The 12,220-nt window shown below is 68.4% G+C and carries 12 protein-coding genes; 4 read left to right on the plus strand and 8 right to left on the minus strand.

The annotated features are described in order from the left end of the window. Positions 1-12 precede the first annotated feature (12 nt). The 3 genes from hemC to SMN802W_RS0102185 are packed head-to-tail and all read right to left on the minus strand — an operon-like array spanning position 13 to position 2,799. Positions 13-912 (minus strand): hydroxymethylbilane synthase, encoded by a 900-nt coding sequence (hemC, locus tag SMN802W_RS0102175; RefSeq protein ID WP_019515246.1) that lies wholly within the window; start codon positions 910-912, stop codon positions 13-15. Between the two features lie 43 nt (positions 913-955). Then, entirely contained in the window at positions 956-2,104 is a 1,149-nt protein-coding gene (locus SMN802W_RS0102180) for an acyltransferase family protein (protein WP_019515247.1), read from the minus strand. Then, positions 2,074-2,799: a GDSL-type esterase/lipase family protein gene (locus SMN802W_RS0102185; RefSeq protein WP_083925539.1), complete on the minus strand. Its 726-nt coding sequence runs from the start codon at positions 2,797-2,799 to the stop codon at positions 2,074-2,076. Before SMN802W_RS0102185 ends, SMN802W_RS0102180 begins: the two co-directional genes overlap by 31 nt. Positions 2,800-2,884: 85 nt before the next feature. Between SMN802W_RS0102185 and tsaD the strand changes: the two genes are divergently transcribed. Further along, positions 2,885-3,910: a tRNA (adenosine(37)-N6)-threonylcarbamoyltransferase complex transferase subunit TsaD gene (tsaD, locus tag SMN802W_RS0102190; RefSeq protein ID WP_019515249.1), complete on the plus strand. Its 1,026-nt coding sequence runs from the start codon at positions 2,885-2,887 to the stop codon at positions 3,908-3,910. 14 nt (positions 3,911-3,924) lie between these two features. Beyond that, complete coding sequence (locus SMN802W_RS0102195; protein ID WP_019515250.1) at positions 3,925-4,896, plus strand: NAD(P)H-dependent glycerol-3-phosphate dehydrogenase; 972 nt, start codon at positions 3,925-3,927, stop codon at positions 4,894-4,896. Between the two features lie 23 nt (positions 4,897-4,919). Here the strand turns inward: SMN802W_RS0102195 and SMN802W_RS0102200 are convergent, their stop codons facing one another. The 3 genes from SMN802W_RS0102200 to SMN802W_RS0102210 all read right to left on the minus strand — a co-directional run bounded on the left by SMN802W_RS0102200 (position 4,920) and on the right by SMN802W_RS0102210 (position 6,439). Further along, positions 4,920-5,165: a hypothetical protein gene (locus tag SMN802W_RS0102200; RefSeq protein WP_019515251.1), complete on the minus strand. Its 246-nt coding sequence runs from the start codon at positions 5,163-5,165 to the stop codon at positions 4,920-4,922. Between the two features lie 156 nt (positions 5,166-5,321). Beyond that, entirely contained in the window at positions 5,322-5,795 is a 474-nt protein-coding gene (locus SMN802W_RS0102205; protein ID WP_019515252.1) for an invasion associated locus B family protein, read from the minus strand. Beyond that, positions 5,792-6,439 carry a histidine phosphatase family protein gene (locus SMN802W_RS0102210; protein ID WP_019515253.1) on the minus strand — a complete coding sequence of 216 codons (648 nt, stop codon included), beginning with the start codon at positions 6,437-6,439 and terminating at the stop codon, positions 5,792-5,794. Before SMN802W_RS0102210 ends, SMN802W_RS0102205 begins: the two co-directional genes overlap by 4 nt. Before the next feature lie 136 nt (positions 6,440-6,575). On the opposite strand from SMN802W_RS0102210, the gene SMN802W_RS0102215 reads away from it, so the two are divergent. Further along, on the plus strand, positions 6,576-7,181 hold the full coding sequence (locus SMN802W_RS0102215) for an outer membrane protein (RefSeq protein ID WP_019515254.1): 606 nt from the start codon (positions 6,576-6,578) through the stop codon (positions 7,179-7,181). Positions 7,182-7,343: 162 nt separating this feature from the next. Then, on the plus strand, positions 7,344-8,444 hold the full coding sequence (gene dnaN, locus SMN802W_RS0102220) for a DNA polymerase III subunit beta (protein ID WP_019515255.1): 1,101 nt from the start codon (positions 7,344-7,346) through the stop codon (positions 8,442-8,444). An 82-nt stretch (positions 8,445-8,526) separates the two neighbouring features. Here the strand turns inward: dnaN and pheT are convergent, their stop codons facing one another. Then, complete coding sequence (gene pheT, locus SMN802W_RS0102225; protein ID WP_019515256.1) at positions 8,527-10,923, minus strand: phenylalanine--tRNA ligase subunit beta; 2,397 nt, start codon at positions 10,921-10,923, stop codon at positions 8,527-8,529. 54 nt (positions 10,924-10,977) lie between these two features. Continuing rightward, entirely contained in the window at positions 10,978-12,153 is a 1,176-nt protein-coding gene (pheS, locus tag SMN802W_RS0102230) for a phenylalanine--tRNA ligase subunit alpha (protein ID WP_019515257.1), read from the minus strand. Positions 12,154-12,220 lie beyond the last annotated feature (67 nt).

Raw genomic sequence — 12,220 nt, forward strand, 5'->3', positions numbered from 1 at the left:
GACGCGGAAGCGTCATCCCGCGAACAATTGCCTGACCGCAGCCGGCGCACGTGCGAGCAGGTCGTGCGCCAGCACCGCGCCGACCTCGTCGCCGCCGCGCAGCGCACCCTCAACCCATTCGTCGCCGCGCTCGGTCAGCAGTTGCGCGCGCAGATGGACCTGCTCGCCCTCGATCGTCGCCAGCGCGGCCACGGGCGAATGGCAATCGGCCGCGAGTGCCGCGAGCAGCGCGCGTTCGGCCGCAACCGCGCAGGTCGTGGTCGCGTGATCGATCGCGGCGACCAGCGCGCGTGCGGGACCGTCCGCCAGCGTCTCGATCCCGACCGCCCCTTGCGCCGGCGCAGGCAGCATCTCCTCGAAGGGCACCGCGACGCCGGTGTCGTGCCGCCCAAGCCGATCGAGCCCGGCGGCGGCGAGCAGCGTCGCATCGACCTCCCCCACCGCCAACTTGCCCAGCCGCGTGTCGACGTTGCCGCGGAACAGGGTCGTCCGCACATCGGGCCGCAACCGCCCGAGCTGCGCCGCGCGCCTGGGGCTGCTCGTCCCCACCACCGCACCGTGGCGCAGGTCGGCGATCGCGTCGGCGCCGATCAACCGGTCGCGCACATCGGCGCGCTCCAGCATCGCGGCGATCGCGATCTCGCGCGGGCGGATCGTCTCCACGTCCTTCATCGAGTGAACGCAGGCATCGACCTCGCCCGCCAGCAGCGCACGGTCGAGCTCCTTGGTCCACAACGCCTTGCCGCCGATCTCGGCCAACGCGCGATCCTGCACGCGGTCGCCAGTGGTGCGGATCACGACGATGTCGACGTCGCTCCAGCCGTGCGCCGCGATCAGCGCATCGCGCACCATTCCCGCCTGCACCAGCGCGAGCGGCGATCCGCGCGTACCCAGTCGAAAGCTTCCAGCCATCCGCCGCCTATCGCCGAGCATCGCCGAAGGGGCAAGGCGATGCTCAAGCCGTCGCGACGCTGCCCGGTGGTCGTGGCGCGGCTACCCGCCCGTTCAACAGCAAGGCAAGCGTTCCGACACGGCGGACAACGTAAAGGTGGAACAGGTAGCAGGCCACACCCGATGCAACCACAGAAAGTGCGAAGATGACGAGCTGGGGCAAGGGCGAGCGTACCAGCACGGCGTTGCTGATCGACAATGCCGGCACGTGCAGCAGGTAAATTGTGTAGGACGCGTCCGGCAGGCTGCGGGTGAACCGGCCGACGCGCGTGATCGACAAGGCCGATCGCATCACCGCAACGAACGCGAACGGCGGACCCAGTGTAGCGCCTACCAGTCGCACCTTTGCCTCGATCGCTCCAGCCACGGCATGCGGCAGCCAGTATTGCGCAACCGTGGTCGCCACGCAGGCAACGATCAACAGGCTCAGGACGAGCCAGACGCCTTTCACCGCCAGAACACGATCGCGGATCGCGATGCTTGATGCGGTGGCGTAGCCCAGAAGGAACATGGGCAGATAAGCCGCGATCAGCTCGAACTGATTGAATGCCGCCGCATAGGCGAGCGGCAGCATCGCTCGCATCGCCAGCCCAATGCTGCTGAGTGTCACGGCCGACACCAACGCGCCTGCCAGCAACGCGATACGGGCATGGTGCGGCGCTGCGATCAGATAGGCTGCCGCCTTCGCACACCAGCGATGCACGCGAACGCTGCGAGACGTCGCCGCAACCACGCCCGAGTACAGCAGCAGTCCGTACAGGAACCACAGATGGTTCCAGTCGAACAGCAGCAGGTTCGGGGCGCGCGATCCGGCATGCAGCACCGCAATCAGCCACATCAGCGGCGACAGCACGCTCCACCCGAACAACGCGGGCGTGCCCAACTGGATCAACCGGACGCGCAGCCAGCGCTTCACGCCGAAGCGCGTCATGGCTCGTGCCGCAAGGAACCCCGAGATGGCGAAGAAACCCCCCATGCGGAACGACTTGGAGATCAGGTCAATCAGCAGGAACAGCGGATGCGGATCGAGCCAAACCGATCCGTGTACCAACAACCCCGCAAGCATCAGCGCCGTCCGCCAGGTGTCGAGTCCGCCGATGCGGTCGTGCTTGCCGATCGCGGTTATGACGAGTGACCGCCAGAGGGTTGGCAATCGCGCAAATAGCGGAGCGTCGGTGCGCTTTCCAGCTCGCGCCGGATGAACCCGCCCCAACGGCGATAGCCCGCATCGTTCAGATGGATGCCGTCATCCTGATAGAAAGCACCTGGTTGCCCATCGATCAGCAATGTGTCGCCCGCCGCCACGAAGCGCACGCCGGACATCTTCGCGATCATCGGCTGGATCGTGCGATCGAACGCTTGCTGTTGCGCCCGGAAACGCCAGCGCGTCGGGCTGGGCTTCATGCCCAGCACGAACGCCGGCGTGTTCGGCATTTTTGTGCGCTGGTGCATCACCAGCACGCGCACGCCCTGTGCCGCTTCGCTACCGGTCATGCCATCGGCGATATCGTTCTCGCCGATGTAGAAGACCACCGCCGCGGGCGTGCCCGCGGTGCGATCGTCAAGGCGGTACCGGGTATCGATCTCGTCCAGCGTTGCCCCGTTCACCCCGCGATTGCGCGCATCCCATGGCGACATGATCTCACGCATGTTGGTCCATTTGTGGATGGTGGAACTGCCGATGAACCAGATTGAGCATCGCCCCGAACGCGGCGCTCCTTCGGGTAGCGGCGTACGCAGCGCCCATTGTTGCGACGCGAATGCGTAACCCCAGAGCACGGCCATGAACACGACGAGCCCGAACAGGGTCTTGCCGGCCACTCGCCAAAGGTCACGCCCCGAACGCATGACCAGGTTCGTAGTCAGCGAAGCCTTAACAACTTATTCGCGCGCCCATTTCACCTTTGCCGCGCGATCCACTACATCACCGCTTATGCTCATCCTCGGCCTAGAATCCTCCTGCGACGAAACCGCCGCCGCGCTGGTTACCGGTGACCGGCAGGTGCTGGCGCATCGCCTGCTTGGACAGGAGGCGGCGCATGCGCCTTATGGCGGCGTGGTGCCCGAGATCGCCGCGCGCGCGCATGTCGAGGCGCTGGAACCGCTCGTCGCCGCCGCACTCGCCGACGCCGGCGTCACGCTCGCCGATGTTGACGCGGTCGCCGCGACCGCGGGTCCGGGGCTGATCGGCGGGGTGATGGTGGGGCTCGTCACCGGCAAGGCGCTGGCGCATGCGGCGAACAAGCCGCTGGTCGCGGTCAACCACCTTGAGGGTCATGCGCTCAGCCCGCGGCTGTCCGATCCCGATCTCGATTTCCCCTACCTCCTGCTGCTCGTGTCGGGGGGGCATTGCCAGCTGCTGCTGGTGGAGGGCGTAGCGCGCTATCGCCGGCTTGCCACCACGATCGACGATGCCGCGGGCGAGGCGTTCGACAAGACCGCCAAGATCCTTGGGCTCGGCTTTCCCGGCGGTCCGGCGGTCGAGCGCGCGGCGGCGCAGGGCGACCCGCGTGCGGTGCCGCTGCCGCGCCCGCTGCTGCGCTCGCCCGAGCCGCATTTCTCCTTTGCCGGGTTGAAGGCGGCGGTCGCGCGCGCGGCGAACGACCATGCGCCGGCCGATCTCGCCGCGTCGTTCCAGGCGGCGGTGGTCGACTGCCTGATCGACCGCACGCGTCGCGCGCTGGATCGTGCAGGGCCAGTCAGCGCGCTGGTCGTTGCAGGCGGGGTGGCGGCGAACGGCGCGATCCGCGCCGCACTCCAGTCGCTCGCCGCCGAGCACGATTTGCGCTTCGTCGCGCCGCCGCTGTGGCTGTGCACCGACAATGCCGCGATGATCGCCTGGGCCGGGGCGGAGCGGTTCGCCGCCGGCTTGACCGATCCGCTCGACGCGCCGGCGCGCGCGCGCTGGGCGCTCGACCCGCATGCTGAGGCGGTGCGCGGCGCGGGGGTGAAGGCGTGAGCGGGTCTACGGACATGATCGGCGTCGTCGGCGGTGGCGCCTGGGGCACCGCGCTGGCGCAGGTCGCGGCGAGCGCCGGGCATACGGTGACCCTATGGGCGCGCGAAAGTGAAGTGGTCGTCGGCATCAACGATGCGCACGAGAATTCCATCTTCCTACCCGGCGTTGCGCTCTCGCCTGCGATCCGCGCGACGCAGGAGTGGAGCGACCTTAGCGGCGCACGCGCGATCCTGATCGTGACGCCGGCGCAGCACATGCGCGCGGCGCTCGCAAACCTGCGCGAGCACCAGGCACCGCTGATCCTGTGCTCGAAGGGGATCGAGGCGGGCACGTTGCTGCCACTGCACGAGGTCGCACGGCAGGCGGTGCCGGGCGCGCCGGTCGCGGTGCTGTCGGGTCCGACCTTCGCGCACGAGGTCGCCGCCGGACTGCCGACCGCGGTCACGTTAGCCGCCGAAGACGCCGAACTCGCCGCCGAACTCGCCGCCTTGATCGCGCAACCGACCTTCCGCCCTTACGCCTCGACCGACGTGATCGGTGCGGAGATCGGCGGCGCGGTGAAAAACGTGCTCGCGATCGCGTGCGGCGTCGTTGACGGCGCGGGGCTGGGGCAGAATGCGCGCGCCGCGCTCATCGCGCGCGGGTTCGCCGAGATGACGCGCTTCGGCCTCGCACGCGGTGCGCGGGCGGAGACGCTTGCCGGATTGTCGGGACTGGGCGACCTCGTGCTGACCTGTTCGTCGACCAGCTCGCGCAACTTCTCGCTCGGGCGCGGCATCGGTCAGGGCACGCCCGCCGCAGCGTTGCTGGCGAACCGGCTGACCGTCGCTGAGGGCGCGCACACCGCACCGGTGCTGCGCGACGCAGCGGCGCAGGCCGGCGTCGACATGCCGATCACCGAAGCGGTATGCCGCCTGCTGGATGGCGCGCCGGTCGCCGCGACGGTCGATGCCCTGTTGTCACGCCCGTTGCGCGCGGAGGCTTGATCGCGACGGCGGTGTGAGCCGCCTCAACTATCGGAGGTTTCCGCTTCTTCACGCACGAAGCCGTTCGGTGGCACCAGGTTCAACCGGGTGAGCAGCATCGGCATGTCCTCGGTCACGAACGTGTCGAGCGGCGGCGCCCACACCTGACGCAAGGCATCACGTGCGGCGACGAACGGCTGCGCACGCGAGGCCGCATCTGTTGTAACATCGCGTTCCAGCAGGCGGAAATCTTGATGAACAGGACGCTCGTCCCGCTTAGGCTCGGTCATAAATTCACGCACTAACTAGAGATGCAACGGAGGCAGCAATGCCATGCCATTGCCGTCCGATCGTGACCACCAAACGCGCGATCCCGCGGGTGGTTGCTACAAAGCTGCAGCGGCCGGTGTGCAGTTCGCCGCAGACGACTCGGGTCCGGTCGCACGTCAGCGCGCGCAGGCGAGGCTCGCAGCGTCGATCGCGGTGGCTGCGCCGTCGAGCACGTAGGTGTCCGCGAGGGGACGCTTCCCGGCAGCCACTACCGAAACGCTCATGCTGCGCCCGCCGCGCATCGCCGCGACGATCGCACGGTCGGTGGCCGCATCAGGCGCGCGGGCACCGCGGCTGTCACCGCGCAGCGCGAAGCGCCGCTCGCCGATCGCCAGCGTGATCGGCGTTCCGGGCTCACGCTCAGCGGAGAAACGCACGAACACCGCCTGCCGCCCGCTTGCGTCGATCCGCGCGGCGACGCTCGCGAACCCGCCGCGCGTGTCGGTGTCGCCGCTCGCCGTTACCGGTCGCGTCAGCGCGAAGCAGCGCCGGGGCGGACCGGCGTCGCGGATCGCGCCCCAGCGCTGCCACACGCCGATCGCCTCACGCTCGCCCGCCAGCAACGCAAGCGCCAGCAGCAGCGCACTCATGCCGGCGCGTACCCGCTGCCGCGATGAACCAGCGCCTCACGCCCATGCTCGATCAGCGAGACGCTGCCCTGCGGATGGCCCGGCAGCACCGGCGCACCGCACCCACCGACCGGCGCATTCGTGGCGACACCGCGCAGCACGCGGCTGGAGATGCCGTGCATGATAACCAGTCGGTCGCCCGCGTCATCGTCCGTGTCGCGCAACCAGCCGCCGATGCGCGCCGCAATGTCGGGGTAGGTCTCGCCATCCGGCGCGCAGCGGAGCAATCCGTCTTCGTTCACCACCGGACCGACCTCCGCCACCACATCGGCATAATAGCGGCCGCCCCAGCTGCCCATGTCGATCTCGACCAGCCGCGTGTCGGTGCGTGCCTGATGCCAGTCAAGTTCGAGATGTTCCGCGATGACCGCCAGCGTCTGCAACGCGCGGCCCGTTGGCGAGGCCCATAACGTCAGCGCCGGTTGCGCGCCCAACAGAGTGCGCAGCGCGCGCCCCATCTCCTCCGCCTGCGCGAAGCCCGCGCGTGTCAGGGGGGTGTGCGGGTGATCGCCCTGCAACCGGCGCGCCGCGTTGAACACCGTTTCGCCGTGCCGCGCCACAAAGTCACGGCCCTGCCGCGCGCGATGATCGAACCCTGTTTCCATGCTCGCGATGTCAACCCGGTGTGGCGCAAAAGCAACGCGAAAAGCTGTTTAGCTGAGGTTCATGCAACCGGCAGCGCTGCTGACTATTTGCCCCATCCCCGCCCGGTGTTGGGCGGACAGGATAACGGAGTTCCCCATGCGTAAGCTCGTTCTCGCCTCAGTCGCAATCGGCACCGCCATCGCCGCGCTGCCCGCCGCCGCACAGACCAATGCGCCCTTCACCGGCGCGCGGGTCGAGGCGCTGGGCGGTTATGACAATCTGCAGGACGGCGGCGACGGCAGCTCCGAGGGGCGCGACGGCTTCGTCTACGGCGTCGGCGTCGGCTATGACGTGCAGGCTGGCGGCGTGGTGCTGGGTGCAGAGGGCGAGATCACCGATTCGACCACACGCGCGCGCAGCTACAATGCGATCACCGCGGGTGACCGCTTCTCGATCGACGCAGGTCGCGACCTCTATGTCGGCGGGCGCGTCGGCTACGTCATCTCGCCGCTGGCGATGATCTACGCCAAGGCGGGTTACACCAACGCGCGGGTCGAATCGCGCTACGACGTCGGCGCGACACGCTTCCGCGATCACACCAACCTCGACGGCTTCCGCGTCGGCGCGGGGCTCGAGTACAACCTGACCCCGACCGCCTATGTGAAGGGCGAGTACCGCTATTCGCACTATGGTGACGTCGACGGTTACGACATCGACGCCGACCGTCACCAGCTGATGGCGGGGGTCGGCATCCGCTTCTGACGCGAATTGTTCGCCTGATTAACGCTTTCCATAGGGTCAGCGCACAAGAAAGACGGCCGGGGCGCTTGCTCCGGCCGTTTTCTTTTGGCTAGGAAACATTGGCCATATCGCCCCCGGTCGAGACCTGCGCTGGTCAAGACCCGCGGGCCGGGGGAATCACGAATGAAGGCGACGATCGAACGCGCAACGCTCCTGAAGGGGCTTAGCCACGTGCAGTCCGTGGTGGAACGGCGCAACACCATCCCGATTCTGTCGAACGTGCTGATCGAGGCGGTCGAGGGTTCGCTGCGGCTGATGGCGACCGACCTTGATCTTCAGATCAACGAAAGCGTTCCCGCCGCGGTCGATCAACAAGGGTCGATCACCGTATCGGCGCACACCTTGTTCGACATCGCGCGCAAGCTGCCCGACGGTGCGCAGGTGTCCTTGTCCGCCGCCGACGGGCGCATGGCGATCGTCGCCGGCCGCGCGCGGTTCAGCCTCGGCACGCTGCCGCGTGACGACTTCCCGGTGATCGCCGAAGGCGAGCTGCCGACCAGCTTCGAGCTGCCGGCTGAAACGCTCAAGCAGATCATCGACAAGACGCGCTTCGCGATCTCCACCGAGGAAACGCGCTATTACCTGAACGGCATCTTCCTGCACCTGTCGGACGATGTGCTGAAGGCCGCGGCGACCGACGGCCACCGCCTTGCGCGCGTGACGGTCGCTAAGCCCGAGGGGTCGGACGGCATGCCCGACGTGATCGTCCCACGCAAATGCATCGGCGAGTTGCGCAAGCTGCTCGACGAGGTCGACGGCTCGGTTGGCGTGTCCTTGTCCTCGACCAAGATCCGCTTCGATCTCGGCAGCGCGATCCTGACATCGAAGCTGATCGACGGCACCTTCCCCGATTACAGCCGCGTCATCCCGACCGCGAACGACAAGATTCTGAAACTCGATCCCAAAAGCTTCATGGAGGGCGTCGACCGCGTCTCGACGATCGCGACCGAGAAGACGCGCGCGGTGAAGATGGGGCTCGATCGCGACCGCATCACGTTGTCGGTGACCAGTCCCGAGAATGGCACCGCCGCCGAGGAAGTGCCGGGCGACTATACCTCGGCACCGTTCGAGATCGGCTTCAACAGCCGCTACCTGCTCGATATCCTGGGGCAGATCGACAGCGACCTGGTCGAGGTACACCTCGCCGATGCCGCTGCGCCGACGCTGATCCGCGAGAACGACAAGTCGCCCGCGCTCTACGTCCTCATGCCGATGCGGGTGTGACCGCGGCCTGACTAGGCGCTGCGCGGCCGATCACCATTGTTGAACTACCAACGGGCGGGCGCAATCGCACCCGCCCGTTCCTTTATCCGCGCAACGTCGCGCCCTGCTTCGCCGCCGCCGCGACGACCTTGTCGCTGATCACCTTCAACTCCGCGTCGGTGAAGCTCTTCTCGCCCGGCTGGAGCACGATCTCCAGCGCGACCGACTTGGTGCCCGGCTCGACGCCCGCGCCGGTGAACACGTCGAACACACGCGCGGACACGATCGTCGCCTTGTCCGCACCTTTGACCGCACGAGTCAGTGCGTCGGCGCTGACGCCCTCCGGAACCACGAACGCGAAGTCGCGACGCACCTGCTGGAGCGCGGGCGGCGCGTAAGGAGCGCGCATGAAGCCACCGCTGCCACGCTTCGCCGGGATCGCGTCGAGGTACAGCTCGACCGCGGCGACTGGACCCGCGAGGTCGAACGCCTTCAAGGTGCGCGGGTGAAGCATGCCGAAGGCGGCGAGCACCGTCTTCGGCCCCAGCCTCAGCGTCCCCGACTGGCCGGGATGCCACGCCTCGCCCGACCAGACGCCATCCGCGCCCATCACCTGCAGGTTGTCGACCGGGGCACTCGCGGCGGCGAGCAGCGCCAGTGCCTCGGCCTTGGCATCGAACGCGTCGAACGCCGCCGCCTTGCCGCCACGCCAACCGCGCGCGCGCGCGTTGCCGGCGAGTACCACGCCCAAGGTCGCACGCTCGTCCGCCGCGCCGTCCTTGCCATCCGCCAGATAGCGCCGGCCGAGCTCGAACAACCGCACGCCTTCCGCGCCGCGCTTGAGGTTGCGCTCGGCAGCCGAAAGCAGCCCCGGCAACAGTGACGGTCGCATCACCTTGAGCTCCTCGCTGATCGGGTTGGCGAGCGTCCAGGCGCCACCACCGAACGCCGCCGCGGCGGGTTCGGACACGAAGCTCCACGTCACCGCCTCGTCGAGCCCGCGCGCGGCGGCGGCGCGGCGGACGCGACGCTCCAGCTTCTGCGCCGGCGTCGCGGTCGGCGTCGCGACACCCGCTGGGCGTGCGAGCGGGAGGGAGGGCACGTTGTCGATACCCTCGATGCGGATCACCTCCTCGACCAGGTCGGCGCTGCCGTCGATGTCAGGACGCCATGCAGGCACCGTCACCTTCCAATCATCGTCGACCGCGAAGCCGAGCGAGGTCAGGATCGCGCGCTGCCGCTCGGGCGCGACCGCAAGTCCGCCGAGCGTCTCCGCGCGCGCAGGGTCGTAGGCATAGCGGCGCGGCTCCAGCGGCGGCGCACCAGCGCGCGTCACTTCGCTCGGGCTTCCGCCGCACAGCTCGACCACCATCCGCGTCGCGATCGCGAGCCCGTCGTCGAGGAAGGCAGGATCGACCCCGCGCTCGAACCGCGTGCGCGCGTCGCTGCTGAGTTGCAGTGCTTGTCCGGTACGCGCGATGGCGTCGGGGTCGAAATAGGCGCATTCGATCAGCACGTCGGTCGTGTCCGTGGTCACGCCCGAATGCTCACCGCCCATCACGCCGCCGATGTCGTGCACGCCCACGTCGTCCGCGATCACCGTCATGCCGGCGCGAAGCGCGTAGGTGCGGCCGTTCAACGCCAGTACCTCCTCACCGTCCTTGGCCGCGCGCGCGACCAGCGCCCCGCCTAGCTTCACGCGATCGTAGACGTGGAGCGGCCGGCCGAGGTCGATCATCACGTAATTGGTCACGTCGACCAGCGCGCTGATCGGCTTCTGCCCGATCGCGAGGAGGCGGCGACGCAGCCACTCAGGCGACTCGCCGTTCGTCACGCCTGAAACGCCTTGCGCGTAGAAAGCGCGGCAGCCTTGCGCGTCCTCGATCCGCACATCGGGTCCTGCACCCTCGCCCGCAATCGCCGCCACATCGAGCGGCTTGAGCGTGCCGAGCCCGGCGGCGGCGAGGTCGCGCGCGATCCCGCGGACGCCCATGCAATCGGGGCGGTTCGGGGTTACCGACACGTCGATCACCGGATCGTCGAGGCTCGCGTAGGTCGCGAAGTCAGTGCCGACCGGTGCCTCGGCGGGCAGTTCGATGATCCCGTCGTGATCCTCACCCAGTTCGAGCTCGCGGGTCGAGCACATCATGCCGTTCGACTCGACCCCGCGGATCGCGGCGACGCGCAGCACCATGCCGTTCGCGGGTACCGTCGCGCCGGGCAGGCCGAACACGCCTACCAGCCCGGCACGCGCGTTCGGTGCGCCGCAGACGACCTGCAACGGGCCCTCCCCGGCGTCAACCGACAGCACCTGCAACTTGTCGGCCTGCGGGTGACGCTCGGCGGTCAGCACACGCGCGATGCGGAACCCCGACAGGCGCTCGGCCGGGTTCTCGACACCCTCGACCTCCAGCCCGACCCGCGTCAGCGCGTTCAGGATGTCGCTCAGCGACGCGCCGGTGTCGAGGTGATCCTTGAGCCAGGAAAGCGTGAACTTCATGTCAAAAACTTCCGTGATCCCGCATGGGCGGGTCGGTAAAAGGGAAAGGCCGGTTCAGGCGGTGCCGACGCCGCGCGACCCAACACCCGAGGAAAGCGTCGGGACGTCGAGCGCGGCGAAGCCGTAATGCTTCAACCAGCGGATATCGCCCTCGAACACCGGGCGCAGGTCGTCGATGCCGTATTTGAGCATCGCGAGCCGGTCGATCCCGCAGCCGAACGCGAACCCCTGCCACTCATCGGGATCGAGCCCGCACGCCGCGATCACCTTCGGATGGACCATGCCCGAGCCCAGCACCTCCATCCAGCCGCCGCCGGGGCCGTTCGGATCGCCGCCGATCACGCGCTTGCCCTTCTCCACCGTGAAGCCGACATCGACCTCCGCCGATGGCTCGGTGAACGGGAAATAGCTCGGACGCAGCCGCAGCACGACATCGTCGCGCTCGAAGAACGCACGCAGGAACGTCTCCAGCGTCCATTTCAGGTGGCCGAGCGTAATGCCCTTGTCGATCACCAGCCCCTCGATCTGGTGGAACATCGGCGTGTGCGTCGCGTCCCAGTCGGAGCGATAGACTCGGCCCGGCGCAATGATGCGCAAAGGGGGCTTCTGCTGCATCATGGTGCGGATTTGCACCGGCGAGGTGTGGGTGCGCAGGACGAATGGCGCTGGTCCTGCGCGGCCCGCGCCGTCGGACGATGGGCTCTGCCCGTCGCCGGCCGCTCTCGCCGCAGGCGCTTGCGCCTGTGGCTCGAGGTAAAACGTATCCTGCATCGCGCGCGCGGGATGCGTGTCGGGAATGTTGAGCGCGCCGAAATTATGCCAGTCGTCCTCGATCTCCGGCCCGGTCGCCACCGCAAAGCCCAGGTCGGCGAAGATCTCGGCCAGTTCGTCCATCACCTGGCTGACCGGGTGCACGCTGCCCGCAGGCATCGCATCGACCGGCAGCGTCACGTCGACGCGCTCGGCGGCGAGCTTCGCCTCCAGCGCGACATTCTCCAGCACGTCCTTGCGCGCCGCGAGCGCCTGGGTCACCGCCTCGCGCAGTCCGTGGATCGCGGGGCCCTGCACCTGCCGCTCGTCGGGCGACAATTTACCCATCGTCTTCAACAGCGCAGTGACGCGGCCCTGCTTGCCCAGCGCCTCGACGCGGACGGCCTCCAGCGCCTCCAGCCCGGCGCAGGCGTCGATCGCGACGAGGTAATGCGCCTTCATGTCTTCGATATCGCTCATGGCCCCGCCGTCCCTGAGGTAGCGGCGGAAATCAAGCCCCGCGCGCCTCCGCCCGGCCCGACCATGC

This window comes from Sphingomonas sp. Mn802worker, assembly GCF_000382485.1.
Classification (GTDB): Bacteria; Pseudomonadota; Alphaproteobacteria; order Sphingomonadales; family Sphingomonadaceae; genus Sphingomonas.